The organism is Arthrobacter ginsengisoli (assembly GCF_031456935.1).
Lineage (GTDB): Bacteria > Actinomycetota > Actinomycetes > Actinomycetales > Micrococcaceae > Arthrobacter > Arthrobacter ginsengisoli.
Genome location: NZ_JAVDVQ010000018.1, coordinates 19,024 through 44,510, shown reverse-complemented (window position 1 = coordinate 44,510; position 25,487 = coordinate 19,024). Strand labels below are relative to the sequence as shown.

Sequence of the window (25,487 nt, the reverse complement as noted above, 5' to 3'; positions counted from 1 at the left end):
CACCCGCGCGCTGATGGTGGAGGCGTGAGCGCCAGGGGCTCGGTAACCGCTGGCCGTGCACGAAGCTCCAGCCGTGACAGCATCCTTGACTCGGCAGGCAGGCTCTTCGGTGAGCGCGGCTACAGTTCCGTGACGGTGCGGGACATCGCCTCCGCTGCCGGAGTCTCTGCTGCGCTCGTCATGAAGCTCTATGGCAGTAAGGAGAAGCTGTTCGCCGTCGCCAAACCCACCGAGGCACTGCTGACCGATTTGGATGTACCTGTGTCCGAACTGGGCGCGGCATTGGTGTTCTGTGTGTTGATGCGGCGGGAACGCGGTCTGCGGGAACCGTGGGCGATGATGCCGTGCACAATCCAGGACACCCCCAGACCCGAAGCTACGCGCGCTAAAACTCGGGAACGCTACCTTGCCGGCACGGCGGGTTTGATGAAAGACACAACACCGGACCTTCGTTACGCTTCCACTGTTGTGGCGCTAATGACGGGATTCGGGGAAGCAGTGCGGACGCTCGGTTTGTTTGACGGTTGGGACTTCGACGAACTCGTGGCCCACTACGCGGCGATTGTCCAGGCCCAGATCGACGCCTGCCAGCTGGCAGGGCAGGACTAACCAGCCCTAACCCAACGCGGCTCTTCAAGGTTCGTGGGGAAATGGATTCCTGGATGAGTGTCATGCCGCCGTCCGGGCGGCACTTCTCATGAGAATAACTGATTTGTAGTTGCCGGCGTTTCGGTAGCCGCGTGCGGTGCGTTTGATGTGCTTGATGCCGGTGTTGTTGGCTTCGACCTTGCCGGTGGTGGCGCCGGTGACGATGAGGACTTCGATCTCGTTCCACCAGCGGCAGATCGTGCGGTAGAGCTTGTTTGTCTCGGGCCGTGCGGCCGCTTCCACGAGGACCTTGAGGTCCTCTTTCGCCGCTGCCGCGTCGGCCAGGGAATTGGTGCGCAGTAGCGCCCTGAGCTGTTCTTTGACTTTCCACACGGCTTGCAGCTTGCCTGTCGGGTCGTCGGCGGCGAAGACCTCAGCCAGCCGGTGTGCTGCCTTGTCGGAGAGCGTGTCACCGGCCCGAAGGAGCAGCATCCGGTGGGCCCATGCCTTGTCCACGCCTCGGCCGCGGCGGCCCTTGACCACCTTCCGCTTCAACCGCCGCACCTCGACCAGCCGCGGGCTGCTCTTCTACCGGCTGCTCCAGCAGTGCACGAACACTGATCCCGCACCGCTGAAGAGCCTGTTCAGTTCCGCATTTGCGGAGTGACTTTCAGCTAAGCAGATACCTAATTCTCACATTCACTTCTACTCCCGTGCGTTGATTGCCGATAACGGACCTTCCGTCAAGCTACGGCCATGTCGGCTATGGGATAACGACGGCGCCGGCAGGGGAGCGGTTCACTCCAGCTTGGCGTGGCGCAGGTACTAGGTATTGGGTCTGTGAGTAACCGGAATCAGTGGGGGTCATATTCCCCTCCACTACGATCCTCAAGCGGCGAAAGCGTCCCGGGTTGGGGGAATGGTGGTAGATGCGCCATGTCCAGATCGCAGAGTTCCACGTGGCGGGGCATGCCGAGTTTCGCGTAGGCAGCGCGCGCCTCCTGCAGATACGACTCTGCCCGCGCAGAGGATCCGTCTTGACCAGTCTGCAGCAGCATCTTCCCGTGAAATCTCAAGGTGTGGGCACGCTCCACGACGTGGGGCATGGTTTCGGCATCACGGCGTGCCTCCTGAAAATACTTTTCCGCGCGGGCCCAGTCACCGGCGGCCGCGGCGGCAATTGCCGCTGACCGCTTGACCAAGCGGCCGCCCCGGAATTCGATGCAGACGACCCCCGTCCGCTGAATGCATTGTTCGATAGCAGGGAGCAATGCCGCGGCCTGATCCAAATCTCCCAGAACGACTAAACCTTCTACTGCCGTAAGCGCAGCCACCCAGGAGCCACAGGTGTTGGCCTGATCCAAGTGCGGCAAAGTGTTTCGGTTCTTTTCAAACAAATCCATGGCAGCTTGGGAATCGCCCATGTATGCGAGCAACTCGAACAGGGAAGACCATCCCCAGCCGACCATTCCTGTGTCCGCCTCTGTTTCCAGCGCGGCTGCGTAGGCATCCTTCGCTTCCTCCCATTCCCCGGCGAGGAATTTGGCCAGCCCAAGCCACGCTAGCGAATGTTCAGGCGTTGCCAGCCCGACGGCCGTGCAGAATGCGAGGTCCTTCCGGGCGAATTTTTCCAGGGCGACGGGGCTTCCCTCCTGGAAGAACTCGACCATGGCGTTCATCCGCGTGTGCTGCTGCTGGGCGGCGTAGTTCCCTACACGAACCGCGAGTGGGGCAAGTTCAGCGCCTACCGCGCGGGCCTCCTCCAGGCGACCTAAACCAACGAGTGTGTAGTTCAAGAAGCCGAGCATGCTCGTCAAGGTCCAGACATCGTCGGAGTCGCGGAGTATCTCCAGCGCCTCGTATCCTGCCGAGGCTGCATCTTTATGCTCAAGGAACGCCGGAAGCTGCATCGCGCGTATGGCCAAAGCATGTCCTCGGAGCTCCGCATCCTCAAGCCGGGAAGCGATGTCCAACTCTTCATGGATATTTTCCACGCTTGAGTCGTAATCACCGCTCCAAGCCTGGGCAAAAGACAACGCGCCCAGCAGCCGTCCCCGCTCTGCGCCCTCGTGCCCGTCAAGCATCTTTAGTCCATAAGCTGCCAACTCGCGGGCCTCGGACATCCGGAAAAACCAAAACATGGTGTAGGTCGCCTCGCAGCTCGTTCGGGAGATGGCTTTAAGGTCACCCACTTCCGCATAGATGTTCAGGGCGCTACGCAGCGAGGCCACTGAATCCGGCCAGCGACCTACCATCCGCAACGCCAAACCGCGCTGGAACCACAATTCCGCCCGTTCAGAGGCGTCGGCGGTATCCATGATCACCATGGCCTGATTCAGATAGCGAAGTCCTTCTTCTGCTGCGGAACTGTTCAGGGCGGCCCTGCCAGCCATCGTGAGATACCGCAGAATATTCTGCCGATCTGAAATCGGACCCGCTTGAACAAGGTGCCGTGCGATCTCATCTGCCCGCTCTTCCAAGGTGTGAGAATACAAGTGCTCCAAAGCTGCGGCTGCTGCGGCGTGGATTCGACGCACGCGGGCTGGCGATACGCTCTCAATGATTGCCTTACGCACGATGGCGTGCACAAACTCATAGCGTTCCACAGCGTCCGGAGAAGCGGCTGTGACGTCATACAAAAGCTGCGCCTGCGTTGCTTCTTCTACTCCTTCCAGGAGTGACTGATCGTCTGCCTCAGCGAGTCGTTGCAGCACATTTAGTTCAAATGTCTGACCTAAGACGGCAGCCATCCCCAACAGCGTCTGCGTCTCTTGCTTAAGGCGCCGAACACGTGCCGCAACGATGTCCTTCACTCCATGAGGTACATCTGCACTACCTGCCGATCTCGGTCCGCTATCTTCCCCGAGGCTTCGGATCAGTTCTCGGGCATACAGTGGGTTTCCCCGTGTTTCCGAGTAGATGTCATAGGCCAGGCGTTCGGAGAAGACGTCGTCCGGAGACAAGGGCGACCCATCGTCTCTTCCCAAGAGTTGAGCTACCTCGAGCCGATGCAATCCACCCAGCTCAATTTGAACCGGCGTTGCCCCCCGGCGCAGCTCACCCAGGAAGTCGATTAAGGCGTCTGAAGAATATTTCGGGCGAAGAGTGCAGATTACTAGTGTCCGCTCAAGCATCTCTCTCTGCATAAGGTGCCTAAGCAATAGGAGGGTTGGCTCTGGGGCCCAGTGCAAATCATCAACTGCGAACAGCAACGGAGAAGACATCGAGGCTTGACGGAAAACCCGGGTGACGGCATCGAACAACCGCGAACGGATAAAGTGTGGATCTGCCCGCAATGCGTCAACGGGAACCCGTGGTAAACGAAGGCCGGAATTTGGAACGATTCTGCTCAAGTCTTCAGCCAGATCACCAAGTTCCGCCGCCAAGCGACCCGGATCACAAGCGCGGAGATAGGGTGCGAGGGCCTGGCCGACAGCCTCAAAAGGGCCTGCCACGTCTTCATCGCAACGTCCGTGCAGCACCAATGGGTGGTCAATGACCAACAATTGCCGCGCGAACTCAGCAACCAGCCTGCTTTTTCCAATACCTGCGTCGCCCGAGACCAGCACAAGACGCTGCGCGCCTCCCTGTACCGCCCTCCATTCGTTGTGCAGTTTCTGAAGCTCCGGACCCCGGCCCACGAACTCGCCTGCGTTGGCCATGCGAAGCAACGACGGGGGAGCCTCAATCCGCACCGGATCAGCGGATTGGTGAGCGCGTACAGCAGCCACCAAACCCGAGCGGTCAGGGACTTCGAACTTCGTCAGGAGATTCGAGACATGACTCTCGACCGTGCGCACGCTGATACCTAAGGCCGCAGCGATCTCGCCGTTCGTCAGATGGTCGAGAACGGCCTGGAGAACCTCCCACTCCCTGGAGGTAATGCCCCGATCACGGACCGCCCCGGATTTCGGTTCTGTATAGTCTGCCGGCATTGATGGGATTCCTCTCTGAACCCGAGTGGGGCAGGTCAACGCCACAATTAACCGGAAGCCCTCGCCCGGTAGCAAGCACAGTTCGATCTGATCGGAACAGCTAGGCACGCGCAGAACGACCGACGTGCGGCCGCCCACCAACACCGTTCCAGTCTCGGCGCGCACATCCGGCTCTGTTGAACTCCATCGCTAGCGAACCATACGCGCGCCTGGAGTAAAGCCGAATTGCTCTGCCGCTATGTTTTAGAATCTCTCCGCAGCTGGCAGATGTCGAGTCCCCGTTGTAGAGCCGCAAAGTTCTCTATCGGCGGCCGCCGGGATGCCGGCTGCCGTGGCTGCACAGCCCCCCGAAAATTTCCTCAGTAACAGTCCGCACTGATTCATCCGCGCGGGTGTGTAAACGGCCAAATTGAGGTGTCATCGAGAGGCTCTCAACGGTCATTACGTTCTGCCCGCGGGCAGCCTGTTGATGTACCTGCTGTCACTTTCGTGGCTGCTTAGGGGAAGTTTTTTGGGGCCGCTAGAAAAGGTGCTGGTCCCTGGACGACCAGCCCCGGACATCCTTCCGTACTGACTCCCACCCCTGTTCCCGTGGAGAAATCCGTGATGCTCACGGATGTGCGGTGCATATGACACATTCCACACTGATAGGGACAGGTTGTAGTCCCAGGGTCATGGCCAGCACCCCGCCGGCGGTACCTTCCCAACAGCGCACTATGTGGCGAGAAAGGCAGACTGAAATGACACGCGAAGAAGCTTATGCAGATTGCCCCTCAGATTCGTACGTGGAATTTTATGGCGGCCAGTGGCTCGTGGTCCCGTTTGCGCCCGTCCAGCAGCCCGCCTTTTTCACGTGTCTGCCCGGAAGCGGCCGGGCCAGCCGCACTAACCGCTTCAAATGACCGTCGACACCCCAACCGGTCACGACCTCCGCACAGACGCCATAAGCAATCCATCCCCCCTCGAAGGAGAACCATGCACTCCGCTATTGCACCCATTGATATTCATGTGACCGGTCGGGAAGCCCTTGATGAACGGCTCGAGGCCGCTGTCAAGCACCTTCAGGAAGCCGCGATGCGGACCGGTAGGCACGGGATCTTGGTCACGCGCAACAGGGCCGGAAGCTATACAGCTGCACTCTCAGACCAGGTTCCTTTTGGACTGACGCGCGAATTGGTTCGATGAGGCACCAGGACAACTGTGCGGAACCGGCGTGTTCCTGATTGAAGGATTTCGGGCCGGCCCCATAACTGAAGCCATTACGAAAGATGCCCTGGTAGCGGTCATTCATCCGTAGATAGTGGTGTTGCGTTGGCCGTTGCTCTGGACTGTTTGAACGTGGGATGGCCGCCTGCCGAATCCAAAACCCCCACGCAGCGGCAGCCGGGCCGGTGCCAGCGGAGTCAAGGACATAAGCAGACAAAAACGATGCCCGCCGTGACTTCGCATGTCCTGCTTTCGGCCGCTCCCAGCCAATTTTTCAACGCCGATCATAAGGACCGTGGCTGCTCCACAAAATGGGGGGCATGCGGAGATACCGCCACCACCATAGACATGCAACCGCTGCAGCAGCGAGTCGGGTCCCTTGCCCTTGGGGCGGACGCCCGTTGGTACGTTCGCAGGGACCCCGGGACGCACACGCGCAATCAAGGGGGCCGCGGTTCTCGGGCTAGCAAGCCCGCTGGCTCGGATGGGGAGCCAGCGGGGACGCCGGGACGAAAGGGGCCTGCCCGGGCTCTGTCCTCGTTCGCTGTCGTTCAGCTAGTCTTTTGCGATGGCTGACATGGAATTCAAGAAACGCTTGGATCAGGTCGATGAGCTGTACAATGACCTCTACGAGTTGCGGCAGCGCGGTGATGATGCCGGCAAGGAAGAAATCGTGTTGGCAGAGATGCAGTTCGACGGCCTTCGCGTTTGCACGGAGCGCCTCCAGGGCAGCACCGTGCGGTACCTCTGCAAGGAACTGTACTGCGGCCGCCCGCGCCTGGTCGCCGCCGGTGGCAGAGATTTCGCGCCAGGTCTCACCACGTTTGAAGTCTTCCCGCACTTTGAGCAACTCGTGGTATCACCGCTGCTGAGCGCTTGTTCGACCGACCTCGCATCACCATCCATGACGTCAAGCTAGCTGGCGGAGTCCAGGGCAGTGCCGATATCGCCGGATCTCTCCTCAGCTCCCCGGACACGCAACGTGAGGGGAAGGAGCAGGGAATCCCCGTCAAAGCGTCGGAGATCTTTTGCCGCAACTGAAGGGGGATGCAGCTAACGGAAAAAGAATTCCCCGTTGGCTTGCCCCTGCTTCCAGACCGTTGCCTGCTTCTCATCGTCAGACTGCCGACATGGTCCGGGATGTGCGTTGGGGACGTGCCGAAGGTCCATGTCGCGGGCTGAAACACTCGGGACCTGAGGCCGGTTCTCCGGCTGCTGGAGCCACTGGTTCTGCAACTGCAGGTGCCACGGGTGACCGGCATACATCGGTGATGTGGCCCATTCCGGCGTACTCGCGCATGTCCCGGATTCCTGCCACGGCAGACCCTTTGTCGGGGAAGGCACGTGAGGTGGCCATCACTGCACCGTCGGGACCTGTGATTCTGAACCTGAAGTTCGATTCCTCGTCGTTGAACAGTTCGAACATTCCTGCCATGGGTCTCCTCCCGGTACGGCCGCTGTCGCTGGCCTTCGCACTTGTCACCAAAACGACAGCACGACATTGGGCTGCCATCCAGACGGTCTAACCAATGCAAATGACTGAATCGCGGAAATGTGGGGGCCCTCACATGCCCCTTCGCCAAAGGTACGCGGCGCATCAGTTACTTGTCAGTAGAACTTTCTCCGACGCAAACCCAAAGCCCCTGTTCGGCGGTTTGGAATTCGGCCGAAACTCGGAACAGATGCCCGATTCTTTCGTCTGCTGGACGTCTTAGACCGAACGCCGATAACGGATCTTTCGTCAACTTAGGCTGACATATTCTGCATTATCGGCGCTGCCAGTCGAAAAACATCCGAAAGCGTGCTCGCAGGACGGCCGGCCCTCGGCTCGTCCGCGAGCCCGTCGAGCCGGCGCTCAAGGAGGCGGCGCCGCCACTTGGCCGCGGTGCGTGAATCCCCCGGCGCCGGGCTCCCACATCTCGACATTGCTCAGGCCTTCGGCGCAGCCGAGCACGATCCTCGAGCGTGGCCAGCGCCAGGGACGATTTCGCCCTGCGCGTCCACCGGGACAGTGTCTCCCTCTCATCATTCGACAGTTCCCCATCAGCTAACCTTCGCGCCCGTAATGTACTCCTGACGGCAGTGGCCCCTGACGCCGCTCCACTCGCGATCTCCGCAGATTCAAGCTGTTGTCTCAGTGCATCCCCGGGTGGCCGCCAGCCTAACCGGACCATGGCGCGGGAAGGGTTCCACGACTTGCGGATGTCCTGCTGACACCGGAATCCGGCCAGTGCTGTCCGACGCCGTCAGTCGCCGTGGACCGCGCTCTGCTTCTCTTCCGAGCGGTCCAGATAGGCCAGTAGGAGCCCGGCGGCCCGGTCCAGCTCGCCGGCCTCCAGGGCCGCGCAGATCTCCTCGTTGTCGTCCAGATAGCCGCGGTAGAAGTGCGCGTCCAGGGTGGCCTTGTGGAAGAACAGGCGCATTTCGGCGAGGACCTGGGACATGATCGTGTCCAGCCGGCGGCTCTCGGCCAGCGCCACGATCGCGCCGTGGAAATGCTGGTTTGCCGTGCCGAGGGCTTCCTCGTCGTCCGCCGCCGCCGCGGCCCGGCCTTCCTCGACCGCAGCGCGCACGGCCGCGACCCGCCCGGGACTGCCCCCGGCACGGATCGCGCTGACCTCGATGAACCGGCGCACAGTGTAGACATCGTGGATGTCGCCCGGGCCCAGGCTTGCCACGAACACACCGCGGTTGGGGAGGCGGACCACCAGCCGCTCCGCGGCGAGTTCGGCGAAGGCCTCCCGGACCGTATTGCGGGACACCCCGAGGTCGTCGGCGATGGCCGACTCGGTGAGCCGGGTGCCCGGCAGCAGCACCCCTTCGGCCAGCTGCAGGCGAAGCTCGGCGGCAACCCGGTCCGCCACCGAGGGAACTGTCACGCGCAGCCGGGCCGCGGACGCGCCGTGGGCCGTGCTGGCAACTGCATCGGAAGTCGTCATGATGCCGAATCTACACGATTGTTCTGATGTTAAATCGTCGGATTGTTGAACAATCGGCCAAAGTGTTGCATCCTTAGTAGGGGGCTATCATGAGACGAGGATCACAAATGGCAACCATTGACCTGAACAGCGACGTAGGCGAGTCTTTCGGACGCTGGACCCTGGGCGACGACACGGCGATGTTCCGTTCCGTGTCCAGTGCAAACCTAGCCTGCGGATTCCACGCGGGGGACCCCAGCGTCATCCGGCAGACCTGCCGCGAGGCGGTTGCCGCCGGCGTCGTGATCGGCGCGCATGTCGGCTACCACGACCTCGCCGGATTCGGCCGCCGCTTCCTGGACATCGATCCGATCGAACTGGCCGACGACGTCGTCTACCAGATCGGTGCGCTGCAGGCGCTGGCCGCCGTCGAGGGCGGCACGGTCCGGTACGTGAAGCCGCACGGCGGCCTCTACAACGCGATCGTGGCGCACACCCGCCAGGCGCAGGCCGTCGTCGACGCCGTGAGGTCCGTCGACCCGAACCTGCCGATCCTGGGCCTGCCGGGCTCGGAAGTCTTGCGACTTGCCGAGGCCGCCGGCCTCCGCGCCGTCACCGAAGCCTTTGCCGACCGCGCCTACAACCCGGACGGCACCCTCGTCTCCCGTACGCTCCCCGGGGCCGTGCTGAAGGACCCCGCTCTTGTCACCGAGCACGTCCTCCGGATGGCCACCGATTCCGCCGTCCGCACCATAGATGGCTCCATCCTGAAAATCAACGCCGAAAGCATCTGCGTCCATGGCGACTCCCCCGGGGCCGTCAGTATGGCCGCGGCCGTCCGCAAAGCGCTCACAGCCGCGGGCATTACAACTGCCGCGTTCGCATAAGCAGAACCGCCACTCGTCACACCCCGGTCCGCCGGGCCCATCCCGCACGGACACCGTGCAACAGGCAGCACACCGCACCCTGGAGGAAAACCATGACTGCAGCACCGCATCAGGCCACCCCGGCCGCCGGCAAGAGGAGGATCCCACCCGGTGCCCTCAAGGCCTACGTCGCAAGCCTCACCGGCACTTCGCTGGAGTACTACGACTTCGCGATCTACTCCGTGGCCTCGGCCTTGGTGTTCCCCAAGGTCTTCTTCCCGGGCAACGACGAATACGTCGGGCTGCTGCTGTCCTTCTCGACCTTTGCGGTGGGCTATCTCGCCCGTCCCATCGGCGGCGTGATTTTCGGCCGGCTCGGTGACAAGATCGGCCGCAAGCAGGTCCTCGTGACCACCCTGCTGCTGATCGGCATCGCAACCGTGGTGATCGGCGCGCTTCCGGGCTACGCCACCATCGGTATAGCCGCACCCATCATCCTCGTGTTGCTGCGTCTGGCGCAGGGCATCGGCGTCGGCGGCGAGTGGGGCGGTGCCGTCCTGCTCTCGAGCGAATTCGGCGACGCCAAGCGGCGCGGCTTCTGGTCTTCCGCCGCGCAGATCGGCCCGCCCGCCGGCAACCTGATGGCCAACGGCGTCCTGGCCGTGCTCGCCGCGACGCTCAGCACCGAAGACTTCCTCTCCTGGGGCTGGCGCGTGGCCTTCCTTGCCTCGGCCTTGTTGGTGGGCTTCGGCCTGCTGATCCGGCTGAAGCTCGAGGAAACCCCCGTCTTCAAGGCGATCCAGGCCCACGGCGAACAGCCCAAGGCCCCCATCAAGGAGGTTTTCACCAAGGAACCGCGCGCCCTCGTGTCCGCCGCCCTGTCCCGCATCAGCCCGGACGTGCTGTACTCCCTGCTCACCGTCTTCATGGCCGTCTACGCCACCAAGGAACTGGGCATGAGCACCAGCAACGTACTGACCGCCATCCTGATCGGCTCCGCCTTCCAGCTGGTCCTGATCCCCGCGGCGGGCGCCCTCACGGACCGCCTCAACCGCCGCCTCGTCTACGGCGTCGCCGCCCTCGGAACCGCCGTTTACATCCCGCTGTTCTTCGTCATGATCCAGGACAAGTCGGTGATCACACTGACCGTCGGCATCGTGATCGGGTTGGCCTTCCACGCCTTCATGTACGGCCCGCAGGCTGCTTACATCACCGAACAGTTCCCGGCCCGGCTGCGCTACGCCGGCAGCTCGCTGGCTTACACCCTGGCCGGCGTGGTCGGCGGCGCCATCGCACCGTTGGTCTTCACTGCCCTCTTCGCCGCCAGCGGCAACTGGTTCCTGATCGCCGGCTACCTCGCGGTCGCATCGATCGTGACGGTGTTCGGGCTCGCCATCGGGCGCAACCCGCATACGGACGAAGAAGAGCGGCTCCTGCAGGAAGCCCGCGCCTAGGCGGCGCGGATCCACCCCGAAGCATGGCAACGATGAAGGGCAGCTGATGATTGAGACAGCGGGGGAAACCCTGGCAGCACAGAAGGTCCGCTCCGTGCGGGCGGTGGGAACCCGCGCGGTCCTCGCCGAGCTCTCCGCAACCCGTGACGTGCTGGCCCTGCAGGCACTGCTCCTTGAGAACCCGCTGCCGGGCCAGATGGACGTCCTCGCCGCCGCCGAGACCGTGCTGGTCACGGCGGACTCACCGGCTGCAGCCCGTCGGATCGCCGCGCGGCTGCTCGAGCTTGACCTCACCGCGCCCGTGCAGCGGGACGGCGAACTGGTCGTCATCGACACCGTGTACGACGGCGAGGACCTCGCCGAAGTGGGGGAGCTCACCGGCCTCGGGACCGAGGGCGTGATCGCCGCCCACACCGGGCAGATCTGGACTGTGGCCTTCGCAGGGTTCGCCCCCGGCTTTGGCTACATGATCGGGGAAAACCAGGCCCTCGAGGTGCCGCGGCGCAGCTCTCCGCGCACTGCCGTCCCCGCCGGTTCGGTGGCGCTGGCCGGGAACTACTCGGCTGTCTACCCGCGCCGCTCGCCCGGGGGCTGGCAGCTGATCGGCCGCACCGGCGCCAGGATGTGGGATCTGGACCGCGAGCAGCCTGCGCTGGCCGCCCCCGGCCACCGGGTGCAGTTCCGCGCGGTCCGGGACGTCCTGGCGCTGGGGCGGGAACACCCGGCCCCGCAGCCTGCGTCGGCCGTGACGTCCGGCCTGCGGATCGTGTCGCCGGGGCTGCAGAGCCTGATCCAGGACCTGGGCCGCCACGGCCACTCCGGCCTGGGTGTCTCCGCCGCCGGAGCGCTGGACCGGGCCTCGCTGCGCCGGGCCAACCGCCTGGTCGGGAACGCGCCGTCGGCCGCCGCGGTGGAGACCGTTGCCGGCGGGCTCTCGGTGCAGGCCGTCGGGGACCAGGTCCTCGCCGTCACCGGGGCGCCTGCGGAGCTGACCATCGAGACGCCGTACGACGCAGACTCTGACGACGCCTTCTCCGGGGAGGCCTGGCAGCGGACCGTCCCGATGGCCACCCCCTTCGCGCTGCTGGACGGCGAAACCCTGACCGTCGGCGCGCCGGAGAGCGGCTTCCGCAGCTACCTCGCCGTCCGCGGCGGTGTGGACACCGCACCCGTGCTGGGCAGCCGCTCCACCGACACCATGTCCGGGATCGGGCCCGCACCGCTGGCCGCGGGCCAGCTCTTCGCCGCCGGCGGGGAGGCCGAATCCGGCGTCGTCGGGAACCCCGAACTGCAGCCGGACTTCCCGGGCACCGGCGTCACCGTCCTAGACGTCGTCCCCGGCCCCCGCGCCGACTGGTTCGACGCCGCGGCGCTGGCAACCTTCTGCGGCCAGGACTGGGAAGTGACGCCGCAGTCCAACCGGGTCGGTATGCGCCTGCAGGGAACAGCGCTGCAGCGCACCCGCCAGGGCGAACTCCCCAGCGAGGGCACCGTCGCCGGAGCCCTGCAGGTCCCGCCGGAAGGTCTCCCCGTGCTGTTCCTGGCCGACCACCCGATCACCGGCGGCTACCCGGTGATCGCCGTGGTGGTCGACTCCCAGCTGGACCGGGCCGCACAGGTCCCCATCGGCGGCAAGATCCGCTTCCGCTGGGCCCCGGCTGACACCGGCGCCGCCCCCGCCACCCCACAACATGCCACCACCGAAGAAGAAGCGAGTAACTGATGCGCAAGGTCCTGATCGCCAACCGCGGTGAAATCGCCGTCCGGATCGCCCGGGCCTGCGACGACGCGCAGCTGGCCTCCGTCGCGGTCTACGCCGACATCGACGCCGACGCCCTGCACGTCTGCGCCGCGGACGAGGCCTACGCCCTGGGCGGCAATTCGCCAGCGGACACGTACCTGAACATCCCCAAGCTGCTCGCCGCCGCGGCGGAATCCGGCGCCGATGCCCTCCACCCGGGCTACGGCTTCCTCTCCGAGAATGCCGAATTCGCCCAGGCCGTGCTGGACGCCGGCCTGACCTGGATCGGGCCCACACCGGACGCCATCCGGCTGCTCGGCAACAAGATCACCGCCCGCGAGACGGCCGTCCGGGCCGGCGCTCCGCTCGTCGCCGGCAGCGACGGCCCGGTGGAGTCCGCCGCCGAGGCCCGCGCCTTCGCCGAAAAGCACGGGCTGCCGATCGCCATCAAGGCGGCCTTCGGCGGCGGGGGCCGCGGCATGAAGGTGGTCCGCGCGCTGGACGAGGTTGAGGAAGCCTTCGACTCCGCGGTCCGGGAGGCCGTCGCCGCCTTCGGCCGGGGTGAATGCTTCGTGGAGCGCTACCTCGACCGGCCGCGGCACGTCGAGGCGCAGGTCCTCGCGGACCAGCACGGCAACGTCGTCGTCGTCGGAACCCGCGACTGCTCGCTCCAGCGCCGGCACCAGAAGCTGGTGGAGGAGGCGCCCGCGCCGTTCCTCAGCGATGAGCAGACCCAACAGATCTATGACGCCGCCAAAGCCGTTTGCCGCGAAGCCGGCTATTCCGGTGCCGGCACGGTCGAATTCCTGGTCGCCGCGGACGGCACCGTGGCGTTCCTCGAGGTGAACACCCGGCTGCAGGTGGAGCACCCCATCACCGAGGAAACCACCGGGATCGACCTCGTGCAGGAGCAGTTCCGCATCGCCGCGGGGGAGCCGCTGCGCGTCACCGAGGACCCGGCCCCGCGTGGGCACTCCTTCGAATTCCGGCTCAATGCCGAGGATGTGGGGCGCGGTTTCCTGCCCTCGCCCGGCACCGTCGACGAGTTTCACGGCCCCACCGGCCCGGGCGTCAGGCTCGACACCGGCGTCCGCCCCGGCTCTTTCGTCCCGCCGCAGTTCGACTCGCTGCTGGCCAAGCTGATCGTCACTGGTGCGGACCGGCAGCAGGCGCTGCGCCGCGCCCGCCGGGCCCTCGCCGAAATCCGCATCACCGGGGTCGCCACCGTGCTGCCGTTCCACCGGGCGGTGCTCGAATCCCCGGACTTCACTTCCGAAACCGGCCTGGGCATCCACACCCGCTGGATCGAAACGGACTTCGCGGATACTGTCTCCATCTCCGCCGATCCGGGCTACAGCACCACCGCGCCCGACGGCGAACGCCGCACCATCACGGTCGAGGTGGACGGCCGCCGGATGGCGGTCGGGCTGCCGGCTGACCTGCTGGACGGCTGGGCGCGTTCCGGTGGTCCCCTCCCCGTGGGAGTGTCCGTTGATGCAGCGCCCGACGGCGGCGCTGCCGCTGCTGACGACGGCGAGCTGCGGGCCGACATGGCCGGCACCGTGGTGAAGTGGCTCGTCGAACCGGGCGCCGAGGTCTCGGCGGGGGATCCCGTCGTCGTGCTGGAAGCGATGAAGATGGAAACTCAGATCTCCGCGCACCGCGCTGGGACTGTAACGGATGTCCGCGCGGAAGCCGGCGGCGTCGTTACTGCCGGCGCGGTGCTGGCCCTGATCGGGTAGCCGCTGCCGGCTGCTCCGTCTCGGCCCGTTGGGTCTCCGACCGCTGCGTCGCGGCCCAGCTGGCCAGCAGCCGCACGGCGTCCTCGGTGGTTGAACCGGGTTCGGCGGTGTAGACGAGCAGTGAGAGCCCGGCGTCGGCCGCTAGATCCAGGGCCTCAAACATCAGGTGGAGGTCCCCGACCACGGGATGCCGGAGGTGTTTGCGGCCGGTGTAGTGCTGGCGGACGTTGTGGGCCGCCCACCGGGTCCGGAACTCCTCGCTGCGGGTGGACAGTTCCCCGATGAGGTCGGTCAGGCCGCGGTCGTAGGGATCGCGGCCGGCCTCGGTGCGCAGGATCGCCACCGTGTCATTCGCGGCGCGCTCCCAGTCGGGGTAAAACCCGTGGGCACGGTCGTCGAGGAAGATGAACCGGGCGTGGTTGGCCGGCCGGACCGGGCTGACGTACATCTCGGAGTACAGGGCGTAGCCGAGCTGGTTGGCCGCGACGATGTCCATCCGGCCGTTGCGCACGAACGCGGGCGCAGCGGTGATGGCGTCAAGGGTGAACTGGACGCTCGCGCGGACGGGCTGTGCGGCCGGGCGGCGGCGCGTCGGCTTGCGGCTGGTGCTGGCCGCCCGGGCCAGATCGAACAGGTGGGCCTGCTCCGCCTCATCCAGCTGCAGCGCCCTCGCCAGGGCTTCCAGCACGCCTTCGGACACGCCGGAGAGGTTTCCGCGCTCCAGCCGGGTGTAATACTCGACGCTGACCCCGGCCAGCATCGCCACCTCCCCGCGGCGCAGTCCGGGGACGCGGCGGTTGCCGCCGTACACCGGCAGACCCGCCTGCTCGGGGGTGATTTTCGCCCGCCGGGTGGCAAGGAAGTCCCGGGTCTCGCTCTGGTTGTCCATGCCTTCAACGTTAGAGGGTGCGGCCCCGGGAGGGAGTCCCTGCCAGTACCCCTTTCAGCAGGGCCTCCCTCACCCGCAGCCGGTCGTGTTTGATGGATAGTGCCCCCGATGACGTCCGGGCCGAAAGGCCGCACCTGACCGGTGCGACGCCGGGGCACCACCCCCCCCCAAAAAAACCATCCCAAGCAGGAGATCCATGCTTACCGTTAACGCTTACGCCGCCACCTCCGCGACGGAACCCCTCGTTCCCACCACCATCGAGCGCCGGGACGTTGGCCCGCACGACGTCCTGATCGACATCAAGTTCGCCGGCATCTGCCACTCTGACATCCACACTGCCCGCGGCGACTGGGGACCGGCCAGTTACCCGCTGGTCCCGGGCCACGAAATCGCCGGCATCGTCTCCGAGATCGGCTCGGCCGTCACCAAACACGCCGTCGGCGACCGGGTCGGCGTCGGCTGCATGGTCAACTCGTGCCGTGAGTGCGTCAACTGCCTGCAGGGCGAAGAGCAGTTCTGCGTTGCCGGGAACACGGGCACCTACGGCGCTATGGACCGCGACGGGACCGTCACCCAGGGCGGCTACTCCACGCATGTTGTGGTCACCGAGGACTTCGTGGTGCGGATCCCGGACGCCCTGGCGCTCGACGTCGCGGCGCCGCTGCTATGCGCCGGCATCACCACCTACTCCCCGCTGAACCACTGGGGCGCCGGCCCCGGGAAGAAGGTCGCAATCGTCGGCCTCGGCGGGTTGGGCCACGTCGCCGTCAAGATCGCCCACGCGATGGGCGCCGAGGTCACCGTGCTGTCGCAGTCGCTGAAGAAGCAGGAGGACGGGCTGCGGCTGGGCGCGGACCACTACTACGCCACCAACGATCCGTCCACGTTCGATCAGCTCGCCGGCTCCTTCGACCTGATCCTGAATACGGTCAGCGCGAAGAGCGACCTCGACGCCTACTTGTCGCTGCTGGCCGTCGGCGGGGCCATGGTCAACGTCGGCGCCCCGGCGGAGCCGCTGTCCCTCAACGTCTTCTCGCTGATTTTCGGCCGCCGGTCCTATGCCGGCTCGCTGATCGGCGGCATCAGGGAGACCCAGGAAATGCTCGACTTCTGCGCTGAACACGAGCTCGGCGCCGAGATTGAGGTCATCCCGGCCGAGAAGATAAACGACGCCTACGAGCGCGTGCTGGCCTCCGACGTGCGGTACCGCTTCGTGATTGACACCGCCACGCTGGGGTAGTCCAGCGTGGCGGCAAGAAGTCAGGCGAGGGGCCCGGCCGGTTGGACCGGCCGGGCCGCTTCGGTTTCTCCGGCAGGTCCCCACTGAGCGGACGATCGTCCGAGGCTGGAAGGCCAGCTGAATGTCGGCCATCGATTTGGATGCATAGCCGCCCATTGACTAACGACGTACCCACCAATGAGGCCCGCTCCGATGGCGATTTCGTCTTTGACGCCCGGAATGAGCAGGATGGCGCACAACGGGCAGAGCCCACTGGCGTCGGATTGATTGATCGGGTCGTTGTTTGAACGTGTAGGGGAGTGTCCGCCGGTGGAGGCCCAGCTGTCGATTGGGTCCGGGCGGTGAAGATGCCGAGGATGGGGTCGTGGTCGCGGGCTCCGAGGTGTGTCAGGGTGGTTCCGGCGTAGGCAGTGCCGAAGCTCGTCCGGGATTTCGCCCAGGCAGAGCGCGCATACGCGATTCGGCAGGGATTAACGATGCGGACAACTGTTTTTTATTTTTTCCCTAGATTATCGATTCTCACTAGGATAGTGTTTTCTTTGTCAGGAGCGGTCATAACGCTATCTGTAAGAGCCGTGCAACGAGTAGGAGACAAGGATGTCTTGGGGATTGATAAGCGCCATGGGCCACGTAAGCATTCAGACGACGGACCTCGCCAGCTCGGTATTTGACGCGACCCAGATCCTTGGACTCCGCGAAACGGAACGGACCTCCGATGCCGTGTACCTTGCTGCCGGCAATGTCCACCACGAACTGGTCTATGTCGAGTCCGATGTCAACGGCGTTGATGGCTTTGGCCTTGTTGCGGCCAACGGCGATGCCCTGCGCGAGATCCGCCGGCGCGTGGAGGACGAGAATTTCACCATCCTCAGCAACAAGCCCCGCGGCGTTGGCGTCGAGGACGGCTTCTCCTTCATCGGGCCCGAGGGCTTCGTGTTCGAAATCTACGCCGGCATGCAAGAAAACATTGCCCTGCAGCAGTCCTTCGGGCCTGACCGCTACGGCCACTTCAACTTCCACCCCCGGGACGTGGGCGGCATGATGCGCTTCCTGCGCCGGGTCCTGGATTTCCGCCTCTCGGACGTCATTGGCGACGACTTCGCCTATTTCATGCGCTGCAACCCTGACCACCACGGCATCGCCCTGGTCCGCGGCGAAGGAACCCTGCACCACCACGCCTGGCAGACGCAAAGCATCGCTGACCTCGGCAAGCTCGGCGACAGGCTGAACAAACTGGGCAGGGACCTGATCTGGGGCCCGGTCCGTCACGGAGCCGGCCACAACATCGCCGCGTACTACGTGGAAAACTCGGGGGCCGTCGTCGAGCTTTACACGGATCTGGAGCAAATCTACGACGACGCCCGTCCGCCCGTGGTGTGGGGCGAGGACGAGAACTGGTACAACATGTGGGGCCAATACAGGCCGTTGGACTTCCGCAATTTCGGACTGGCGCCGGTTGACCGCCAGTCCCTCAGTAGCCTCCACCGCTGACCGTTCCGCGGCCTCCTCGCCCATTGGACTCTCCGCTGGGCGCAAAATAAAACACTTTCACCGAAGTTATGCGTAATCGATTCGCCTTCTCCTGTGACCTGCGTCATGCTTGAAAGCGCGGATAAGGGGCTTGCTTCGGGACGTGGCCAAACATTGCCCGTCGGCCACCGAACTCTTACAGCTTTGAAAAGAGACCATGTTGAACCCAAAATCAGCCCAGAGAAATCAGGGGACGGTGAACCTGCCCACGAGCAGGAAGCTGGCAACAGCTGACTCGCTGAACACCAAGGACATGCGCCGGATCCTCGGCTCCAGCCTCATCGGCAGCATCATCGAGTACTACGACTTCATCCTCTACGCCACCGCTGCATCCTTGGTGTTCGACCGAGTCTTCTTCGCCAATTTGGGCCCTGGCCTTTCCCTGTTTGCCTCCTTCGCCACACTCGCGGCCGGATACGTCGCCCGGCCGCTGGGCGGCATCATCTTCGGCCACTTCGGCGACCGACTGGGCCGGAAGCAGATGCTGGTACTGTCCATGCTGCTGATGGGCGGCGCCACTGTCCTGATCGGCTTCCTGCCCACTACCGACCAAATAGGTGCCGCGGCGCCGATTGTGCTGGTGCTCCTGCGGATCATCCAGGGCATTGCCGTCGGCGGGGAGTGGGGTGGCGCCACGTTGATGGCCCTGGAACACGCGCCCGCCAAGAAGCGCGGCTTCGCGGCAGCGTTCGCCAATGCGGGCGGACCGGCTGGCGGTTTGCTGGCCACCCTTGTGGTTTCCGCCGTGTCCGCCCTCACCGGCGACCAGTTCCTGGTGTGGGGCTGGCGGATACCGTTCGTGCTCAGTGCCCTGCTGATCCTGATTGGCATGGTCATCCGCCTGAAGGTGGCAGAGACTCCCGTCTTCCAGAAGCTCGACGCCGAAGCCGCCAAAGTCAAGCACCCGCCGCTGATGGAGGTGCTTCGCAGCCATCCCCGCGTCGTCGTGGTCACCCTGGTGGCGACACTGGGGTTCTACGCCTGCCAGGGACTGCTGACCGTGTGGGGTGTCTCCATGGCGGTGGCAAGCGGGGTGGATCGATCCGGCGTCCTGAACTGGAAGGGAGTTGCCGCCGTGGTAACGGTGGCGGTGTGCTTCTATTCAGCACGGCTCAGTGACCGGATCGGCCGGCGCGCTGTCCTCACCGGCGCGGGCGTGGCGGCCGTCCTCCTGGCCTATCCCCTGATCGTTCTGTTGACCAACGGGACCCTCTGGGGCTTCGCAGTGGCAGTGGTCATCGGTAACGGACTGGTTCAAGGGGCACTCGCGGGACCCATTGGCGCATTCATCTCCGAGCAGTTCCCCACCGGCGTCCGCTATACCGGCGCGTCCCTGTCCTATCAGGGCGCCTCGATGATCGGTGCCGGTTTTACCCCGATGATCGCCACGGGCCTGGTGCTTGCAGCCGGCGGTGGCGTTTGGATGGTTGCCGTGTTCTGGATCGTCATCCTGGTGGCGGGCCTCGTGGCCGTGCGCCTGACGCGTGAGGGCTCGAGCCTTAAGCTCGACGCCGTCTAGGCACCGCACGGCCAACCCCCGGCTGGCGTACACCGCAGCCGGGGGTTCGCTTTGGACTGGATTGTCAGTTTTATTGAACTTATTGAACTGAAACTTCTCCATTTACGGCAGAAGCAACGACTGCCATGCTGGAAGCAGCGAGGCGCCCGGAACGGCGCACATCACGAAAGGAACCAGGCAATGAAGCCTCAGAAACACATGGTGCTCACCACCTTCATGCTGCCCGCGGGCTACCACAAGGACAGCTGGCGGATGGAAGGAAGCCGGGCGGAGGAACTGGGCAATCTGGACTTCGTGGCAGACCTGACCGCCATGGCCGAGGCCGCAAAACTCGACGCCGTCTTCTTTGGCGACATCGTCCATGCAAACACGGTGATGCGCGGCGACATCAAGATGAACGGCTTCTACGAACCGATGACCGTCCTTGCAGCACTGGCCGCCAGGACAAAGAACATCGGCCTGATCGGAACCATGTCCACCTCATTCTCCGAGCCGTACAACCTTGCCCGGCAGCTGTGCGGACTGGACCACATGTCCAACGGCAGGGCCGGCTGGAACATCGTCACGTCGTCGGACGGCTTCAGCAACTACGGTGTGGAAGACGTTCCGGACCCCGCCGTGCGTTACCGGCGGGCCACCGAGTTCGTTGACGTTGTGCAGCGCCTTTGGGACAGCTGGTCCGATGACGCCATCATCGTGGACCGGGCCTCCGGCGAGTACGTGGACCGGAGCAAGCTCAAGGCCATCAGGCACAAGGGCGAATTCTTTGAAGTCGAGGGCCCCATCAACATGCCGCGGTCGCCGCAGGGACGCCCCGTGCTGGTCCAGGCCGGATCCTCGGGCCCCGGCATGGACCTGGGTTCCTCCGTGGCGGACGGGATCTACACCGCCCAGCCGTTCAAGGAACCGTCCATTGAGTTCTACACCAAGTTCAAGAACATGGTGGCGGAGAAGGGAAGGAACCCCGACGACGTCAAAATCATCCCGGGCATCCTGCCGATCCTGGGCGACACGGAGAAGGAAGCGCAGGACCTGGCCAATGAACTGGCCAGCTACGTGCACCTCGGCAACGGCCGCAAGCAGGTGGGCGCAGACCTCAAGATGGACCTGTCCGAGCTGGAGTTCGATGAAGCCATCCCGGTGGCGTGGTTCTCCGACGACCCCCGGATGGGCAGCCGCTACCAGATCTACCGCAAGAAGAGCGTGGACATGGGCATGACCCTGCGCGAGCTAATCGTGGACCTGGCCCGTTCCACCGGACACCAATGGATGGCCGGCACCCCCTCGCAGGTTGCCGACCGCATGGTGGATTGGTTCGAGTCCAAGGCCTGCGACGGCTTCAACCTCAACGCCCCCTTCAACCCCGGCGGCTTCAAGCTCATCTGCGACAAGCTGGTGCCGGAGCTCCAGGACCGCGGCTACTTCCGGTCGGAGTATGAGGGCACCACGCTGCGTGACAACCTCGGTCTCTCGCGCCCGACAGCCTAGCGCCTGTCAGCCTAGGGGCCCGGTGTAAGAGCCGGCAGGACCAAACCGTTCGACCGCGACATCTACCCACGCCTGGGCGCGGGCATTCAACCGCATGCTCCGCGTCCAGGCCAGCGAAACGGTGGCCGGCGCGCGGGTGTGGACACGGGGCTGCGCCACCGGTTTGAGGACGACTTTCAGTTCCCCGTACGGCGCGTCCAGCATGGGCTGTTGGAAGAGCACGGCAACGCCGCGGCCGCTCGCTACGAGGGACCGGACCGTGGCGTAGCTGCGTGAGCGGTGCCGGATGTCCGGGGTGAGCCCGGCGTCGCGGTACATGTCCAGGATGCGGGTGGAAATGGGCGGGGCGTCGAAAAAAATGAGCGGGCTGGACGCCACGTCCTTGAGCGAGACCACCTCTGCCTCGCGCAGGGGATGGTCCCCCGGAAGCAGGATGTAGGGCTCCACGGACAGCAGCGGCGCCGTCTTCAGGGCAGGCGAAATGTCCATGTCATAGACGAAGGCGGCGTCAATGGAGCCGTTGAGCAGGCGATCCTGAAGATCCTCGTGATAGCCCTCGATGAAGTCCACCTCAACATGAGGGCATTGGTCAGCGAAGTCGGCCAGCATCGGGGGAATGATGGTTGGCCCCAGCGGCATGAAACACCCCACGGTCAACGGGCCGCGGATTTCTGTCCTGTCCCTTTTGGAAAGCGACGCGATCTCATCCGCGAGATCCAGCAGTTGGCGCGCCTGCCGGAACACCACGATGCCTGTGGACGTCAGGGTGAGCCCCTTTGACTTGCGTTTGATACACAGTTGCGCGCCGACGATCCGCTCGAGTTCCGCGATGGACATGGAAATGGCCGACGGCGCCATGTGCAGCCGGCGCGCAGCCTCGCTCATGGTTCCGGTTTCGGCCGCCACCACAAAGTGCAGGACCTGGCGCAGGGTGATCGATGGATTCAAGCTGATATTCACATTGTCAATTCTACTGATAACGATGAGCGGAAAGAGGTCATTTACTTGATCAATCCCTGTTGTCATGATGAAAGAAACGGCGCCGACGACGGCGCCACAGTTACCGCCGCACCGGCGGCACCGTCCCCGAAAGTGAAGTGAAGTGAAGTAATGGACGCCCAAGCCATATTCCTCGACAAGGCAGAAGCCATTGTCGGTGCGGACAATGTTGTCCGCGCCACGCCGAAAGAGGGCTACATCGATCCCTATCCGCTGAACCCCGGACGGGCTAAGTGGCCGGGTGTGCGTCCCGGCAGCGTGGAGGAGGTCCAGGCGATCGTCCGGCTCGCTAACGACACCGGTGTCCCGCTATGGTCCTTCTCGAAGGGCAAGAACCTGGGCTACGGGGGGCCGGAACCGCGCACGCGGGACATGGTGGCGCTGGACCTGAGCCGCCTCAACCAGATCATCGAAGTGAACGACCAGCTCAACTACGCCGTCATCGAGCCCGGCGTCACCTTCTTCGACCTCTTCGAACACATCCAGGATCAGGGCCTGAAGCTGTGGATGTCCGTTCCCGCACTCGGGTGGGGCTCCATCCTTGGCAATGCGCTGGACCGCGGCTACGGCATGACGCCCATGGGGGACCATGTGCAATCCATCTGCGGCATGGAGGTGGTCCTTCCGGACGGCGAACTGGTGCGCACCGGTATGTGGGCCATGGAGGGAACGGAACTCGGGCCCATCTTTAAGGGCGGCTTTGGCCCCACCCTGGACGGTATCTTCACCCAGTCCAATCTGGGCATCGTCACCAAGATCGGCCTCTGGCTGATGCCTTGGCCGGATGTGTACATCAACGGCGATGTTGTGGTGGAGCGCGAGGAGGACATGCCCAAGCTGGTGGACATCCTCACCCAGCTCCGGCGCGAGGACGTCATCCAGAACAATGCCCTCTGCGGCAACGTGGTGCGGGCGGCCACCATGAACGGGCCGCGGTCGCGCTGGTTTGAGGGGGAGGGGTCCATCCCCGACGAGCGCCTGGAAGAAATGCGCCAGGAGATGGGCATCGGCCAGTGGAACGCCAAGTTCGGGATCTACGGCGACAAGGGCCTTGCCGAACGCAGGCTGGAAATCATCCGGGAGCGCTTCGCCGGGCTTGATGGCTTCACCGTCAAGGCCCGCCTTTATGAAGGTGCTGAAGGCGTGCAGGTGGCTTATGCGGACATTGCGGACATTGACCGCACCCAGATGGCCGGCGTGCCTACGCTCAAGCCGCTGTCCACGGTGGCCTGGGCGGCGGAGAACGGTGGCCACATTGACGCGGCCCCCATCATTCCTGCCCGCGGGGAGGAAGTGTGGGCGTTCTACCGGGAAGCCAAGGAACTGTACCGCCGGTTCGGCTTCGACCTATACATCGGCTACCACCTGTACCCGCGCCACATGGTGCACGTGACCATGATCTTCTTCGAAAACGACAACCAGGAGCAGCTGGGGCGTGCACGGGCACTCTACTCGGCACTGCTGGCGGCCGCCCGCAGCCATGGCTACGCGCCTTACCGCAGCCATGTGGACTACATGGACGTCATTGCCGACGGTTTCGACTACAACAACAACGCCATCCGCCGGCTCCAGGAGACGCTGAAGGACGCCCTGGATCCCAATGGCATCCTGTCACCCGGAAAGCAGGGCGTCTGGCCCCGGCGGTACCGGGAGATCGGTGCCGAGGCGCCCGGGGGTGCAGCGGAATCGGTCCTCCCGCTATAGGGCGACAATCCTTAACGGCGGAAGGGGCCGGATGCTGGCTCACCAGCATCCGGCTCCTTTGGCCTGCTCTTTTCCCTTATTGCCTTCTACCTACCGACTAAACGCCGCTGATATTGATCGCGACGGACTTGACTTCGGTGTAGGCCTCCACGCCCTCTCGGCCGTTCTCCTTGCCCCAGCCGGACTGCTTGAACCCGCCGAACGGCATATTGGCATCCATGCCGCCGGCGGCGTTGACCCGCACGTTGCCGGCCTTGATCCGGCGTGCGAACTGGTGGGCCCTGGAGATGTCCTTGGTCCAAATGGTGGAGGAGAGCCCGTAATCCGTGTCATTGGCACGCGCCACGATGTCCGCAACGCTGTCCGAGTCGCGGAAGGTTGCCGCAGCGAGAACGGGCCCGAAGATCTCCTCGCGGACCACCTTCATCTCGTGCGTGGTGTTGCGCAGGATGGTCGGCTGGATGAAGAAGCCCTCCCCGGGTATTGCAGCGCCACCGGTGACCACCTCGGCGCCTTCCTCACGGCCGCTCTGGATGTAGCCGAGGATCCTTTCGCGCTGCTGGGCGGAAATCACCGGACCGATCTGGGCCTGCGGATCGGTCCCGGCGCCGACGCGCAACGCTGTGGCCCGCTGCGAGATCCCTGCGATTACTTCATCCGCCACGGCCTCGTGGACGTAGAGGCGGGAACCCGCAGCACACACCTGTCCGGTGTTTCCGAAGATGCTCATTGCCGCCCCGTCCATTGCCCGCTCGAGGTCCGCATCCGGGTAGATGACCACCGGGGACTTGCCGCCGAGTTCCAGCGAGACGCGCTTGAGGTTACCGGCGCAGGAGGCCAGCAAGTGCTTGCCCACGGCCGTCGAGCCGGTGAAGGAGATCTTGTCCACGAGCGGGTGGTCCGCGATCCGCTGCCCCGCGGCGGCGCCGAGGCCCTGGACAATGTTCAGCACGCCCGGCGGGAAGCCCACGTCAAGGGCCAGTTCACCCAGCCGGACCGCCGTCAGGGGCGTCAGTTCCGCGGGCTTGAGCACCACGGTGCAGCCTGCCGCGAGGGCGGGAGCCAGTTTGGCAGCGGTAATGGCCAGCGGGCTGTTCCAGGGAACGATCAGACCCACAACGCCGATGGCCTCCCGGAGCGTGTAGGCGTGCCACTCACCGGGCAGGGAGACGTTCCGGGTTTCGCCGTTGAGCTTCGTGGCCCATCCGGCGTTGTAGCGGAAGGATTCCGCTGCCCCGCTGATTTCGAACGCCCTTGCAATGCCCAGGGGCTTGCCAGTATTGAGCGTTTCGAGCAGGGCCAGCTCGTCCGCGGCGGCGTCGATGGCTTCTCCGAGCTTCCAGATCAATCGGCTCCGCTGGGCCGGCGACATTGCCGGCCACGGACCCGAGTCGAAGGCCCGGCGGGCGGCCTCGACCGCACGGTCCACGTCATCGGCGCTGGCGGACGCGGAGTCCACCAGATGCTCGCCGGTGGAGGGGTTGGTGACGGGAAGCGGTTCCGCTCCGCCTTCCACCCATGCTCCGTCGATCAGCAGGCGCAGGGGCCCGGCCAGCAGGTCCGGCCGCGCAGTGGTGGGGAGGGTCTGGGTAAGAGGCGTCATTGGCTTCCTTCCGGGAGGCTGCATGTCGGGCTGATTGTTTATGCAATCTGTGATGGTTGCCACAT

At 64.6% G+C, this 25,487-nt stretch carries 17 protein-coding genes and 1 pseudogene; 12 read left to right on the top strand and 6 right to left on the bottom strand.

Translation table 11 applies throughout. The features are described from left to right. Nucleotides 1-24 precede the first annotated feature (24 nt). The gene (locus J2X01_RS16940; protein WP_310060028.1) at nucleotides 25-609 is read left to right on the top strand and encodes a TetR/AcrR family transcriptional regulator; all 585 of its coding nucleotides are present in this window, start codon (nucleotides 25-27) and stop codon (nucleotides 607-609) included. 60 nt (nucleotides 610-669) lie between these two features. Here J2X01_RS16940 and J2X01_RS16935 read toward each other — a convergent pair whose 3' ends face one another. Further along, complete coding sequence (locus tag J2X01_RS16935) at nucleotides 670-1,104, bottom strand: transposase (protein ID WP_310060126.1); 435 nt, start codon at nucleotides 1,102-1,104, stop codon at nucleotides 670-672. Nucleotides 1,105-1,132: 28 nt separating this feature from the next. On the opposite strand from J2X01_RS16935, the pseudogene J2X01_RS16930 reads away from it, so the two are divergent. Further along, nucleotides 1,133-1,255 (top strand): annotated as a pseudogene (locus J2X01_RS16930) (IS1595 family transposase); the annotation flags it as partial. 187 nt (nucleotides 1,256-1,442) lie between these two features. On the opposite strand, the gene J2X01_RS16925 reads toward J2X01_RS16930, so the two are convergent. Then, a complete protein-coding gene (locus J2X01_RS16925; protein ID WP_310060025.1) occupies nucleotides 1,443-4,523 on the bottom strand; it encodes an AAA family ATPase in 3,081 nt (1,026 codons plus the stop codon). Nucleotides 4,524-6,297: 1,774 nt separating this feature from the next. Here J2X01_RS16925 and J2X01_RS16920 point away from each other — a divergent pair. Next, nucleotides 6,298-6,648 (top strand): hypothetical protein, encoded by a 351-nt coding sequence (locus J2X01_RS16920; protein WP_310060022.1) that lies wholly within the window; start codon nucleotides 6,298-6,300, stop codon nucleotides 6,646-6,648. Between the two features lie 1,327 nt (nucleotides 6,649-7,975). On the opposite strand, the gene J2X01_RS16915 is transcribed toward J2X01_RS16920, so the two are convergent. Then, nucleotides 7,976-8,668 (bottom strand): GntR family transcriptional regulator, encoded by a 693-nt coding sequence (locus J2X01_RS16915; RefSeq protein WP_310060019.1) that lies wholly within the window; start codon nucleotides 8,666-8,668, stop codon nucleotides 7,976-7,978. Between the two features lie 107 nt (nucleotides 8,669-8,775). Here J2X01_RS16915 and J2X01_RS16910 point away from each other — a divergent pair, with 107 nt between their 5' ends. From J2X01_RS16910 to J2X01_RS16895, 4 genes are all read left to right on the top strand, one after another. Continuing rightward, entirely contained in the window at nucleotides 8,776-9,534 is a 759-nt protein-coding gene (locus J2X01_RS16910; protein WP_310060016.1) for a LamB/YcsF family protein, read from the top strand. Between the two features lie 92 nt (nucleotides 9,535-9,626). Then, nucleotides 9,627-10,967, top strand: a complete 1,341-nt coding sequence (locus tag J2X01_RS16905; RefSeq protein ID WP_310060012.1) for an MFS transporter — start codon at nucleotides 9,627-9,629, stop codon at nucleotides 10,965-10,967. 46 nt (nucleotides 10,968-11,013) lie between these two features. After that, on the top strand, nucleotides 11,014-12,690 hold the full coding sequence (locus J2X01_RS16900; protein WP_310060010.1) for a 5-oxoprolinase subunit B/C family protein: 1,677 nt from the start codon (nucleotides 11,014-11,016) through the stop codon (nucleotides 12,688-12,690). Further along, nucleotides 12,690-14,450 carry an acetyl/propionyl/methylcrotonyl-CoA carboxylase subunit alpha gene (locus J2X01_RS16895; protein ID WP_310060007.1) on the top strand — a complete coding sequence of 587 codons (1,761 nt, stop codon included), beginning with the start codon at nucleotides 12,690-12,692 and terminating at the stop codon, nucleotides 14,448-14,450. Before J2X01_RS16900 ends, J2X01_RS16895 begins: the two co-directional genes overlap by 1 nt. On the opposite strand, the gene J2X01_RS16890 is transcribed toward J2X01_RS16895, so the two are convergent. Continuing rightward, the gene (locus J2X01_RS16890) at nucleotides 14,416-15,339 is read right to left on the bottom strand and encodes a helix-turn-helix transcriptional regulator (RefSeq protein WP_310060005.1); all 924 of its coding nucleotides are present in this window, start codon (nucleotides 15,337-15,339) and stop codon (nucleotides 14,416-14,418) included. The genes J2X01_RS16895 and J2X01_RS16890 overlap by 35 nt on opposite strands. Before the next feature lie 196 nt (nucleotides 15,340-15,535). Here J2X01_RS16890 and J2X01_RS16885 point away from each other — a divergent pair, with 196 nt between their 5' ends. The 4 genes from J2X01_RS16885 to J2X01_RS16870 all read left to right on the top strand — a co-directional run bounded on the left by J2X01_RS16885 (nucleotide 15,536) and on the right by J2X01_RS16870 (nucleotide 21,116). Next, nucleotides 15,536-16,579: an NAD(P)-dependent alcohol dehydrogenase gene (locus J2X01_RS16885; protein ID WP_310060003.1), complete on the top strand. Its 1,044-nt coding sequence runs from the start codon at nucleotides 15,536-15,538 to the stop codon at nucleotides 16,577-16,579. A gap of 597 nt (nucleotides 16,580-17,176) precedes the next feature. Then, nucleotides 17,177-18,070, top strand: coding sequence for a VOC family protein (locus J2X01_RS16880; protein ID WP_310060001.1), 894 nt, complete (start codon nucleotides 17,177-17,179; stop codon nucleotides 18,068-18,070). Between the two features lie 235 nt (nucleotides 18,071-18,305). Then, a complete protein-coding gene (locus J2X01_RS16875) occupies nucleotides 18,306-19,628 on the top strand; it encodes an MFS transporter (RefSeq protein ID WP_310059999.1) in 1,323 nt (440 codons plus the stop codon). A gap of 180 nt (nucleotides 19,629-19,808) precedes the next feature. Continuing rightward, on the top strand, nucleotides 19,809-21,116 hold the full coding sequence (locus J2X01_RS16870; protein ID WP_310059997.1) for an LLM class flavin-dependent oxidoreductase: 1,308 nt from the start codon (nucleotides 19,809-19,811) through the stop codon (nucleotides 21,114-21,116). Nucleotides 21,117-21,122: 6 nt separating this feature from the next. Here J2X01_RS16870 and J2X01_RS16865 read toward each other — a convergent pair whose 3' ends face one another. Then, nucleotides 21,123-22,076: a LysR family transcriptional regulator gene (locus J2X01_RS16865; protein ID WP_310059995.1), complete on the bottom strand. Its 954-nt coding sequence runs from the start codon at nucleotides 22,074-22,076 to the stop codon at nucleotides 21,123-21,125. 150 nt (nucleotides 22,077-22,226) lie between these two features. Between J2X01_RS16865 and J2X01_RS16860 the strand changes: the two genes are divergently transcribed. Next, nucleotides 22,227-23,819 carry an FAD-binding oxidoreductase gene (locus J2X01_RS16860; protein ID WP_310059991.1) on the top strand — a complete coding sequence of 531 codons (1,593 nt, stop codon included), beginning with the start codon at nucleotides 22,227-22,229 and terminating at the stop codon, nucleotides 23,817-23,819. A gap of 97 nt (nucleotides 23,820-23,916) precedes the next feature. Here J2X01_RS16860 and J2X01_RS16855 read toward each other — a convergent pair whose 3' ends face one another. Continuing rightward, nucleotides 23,917-25,422, bottom strand: coding sequence for an aldehyde dehydrogenase family protein (locus J2X01_RS16855; protein WP_310059988.1), 1,506 nt, complete (start codon nucleotides 25,420-25,422; stop codon nucleotides 23,917-23,919). Between the last annotated feature and the right edge of the window lie 65 nt (nucleotides 25,423-25,487).

Excerpts from the sequence above, each read along its gene's own strand:
- J2X01_RS16925 (WP_310060025.1), bottom strand. The coding sequence starts at position 4,523 with ATGCCGGCAGACTATACAGAACCGAAATCCGGGGCGGTCCGTGATCGG.
- J2X01_RS16920 (WP_310060022.1), top strand. The coding sequence starts at position 6,298 with ATGGCTGACATGGAATTCAAGAAACGCTTGGATCAGGTCGATGAGCTG.
- J2X01_RS16915 (WP_310060019.1), bottom strand. The coding sequence starts at position 8,668 with ATGACGACTTCCGATGCAGTTGCCAGCACGGCCCACGGCGCGTCCGCG.
- J2X01_RS16910 (WP_310060016.1), top strand. The coding sequence starts at position 8,776 with ATGGCAACCATTGACCTGAACAGCGACGTAGGCGAGTCTTTCGGACGC.
- J2X01_RS16905 (WP_310060012.1), top strand. The coding sequence starts at position 9,627 with ATGACTGCAGCACCGCATCAGGCCACCCCGGCCGCCGGCAAGAGGAGG.
- J2X01_RS16900 (WP_310060010.1), top strand. The coding sequence starts at position 11,014 with ATGATTGAGACAGCGGGGGAAACCCTGGCAGCACAGAAGGTCCGCTCC.
- J2X01_RS16895 (WP_310060007.1), top strand. The coding sequence starts at position 12,690 with ATGCGCAAGGTCCTGATCGCCAACCGCGGTGAAATCGCCGTCCGGATC.
- J2X01_RS16890 (WP_310060005.1), bottom strand. The coding sequence starts at position 15,339 with ATGGACAACCAGAGCGAGACCCGGGACTTCCTTGCCACCCGGCGGGCG.
- J2X01_RS16885 (WP_310060003.1), top strand. The coding sequence starts at position 15,536 with ATGCTTACCGTTAACGCTTACGCCGCCACCTCCGCGACGGAACCCCTC.
- J2X01_RS16880 (WP_310060001.1), top strand. The coding sequence starts at position 17,177 with ATGTCTTGGGGATTGATAAGCGCCATGGGCCACGTAAGCATTCAGACG.
- J2X01_RS16870 (WP_310059997.1), top strand. The coding sequence starts at position 19,809 with ATGAAGCCTCAGAAACACATGGTGCTCACCACCTTCATGCTGCCCGCG.
- J2X01_RS16860 (WP_310059991.1), top strand. The coding sequence starts at position 22,227 with ATGGACGCCCAAGCCATATTCCTCGACAAGGCAGAAGCCATTGTCGGT.
- J2X01_RS16855 (WP_310059988.1), bottom strand. The coding sequence starts at position 25,422 with ATGACGCCTCTTACCCAGACCCTCCCCACCACTGCGCGGCCGGACCTG.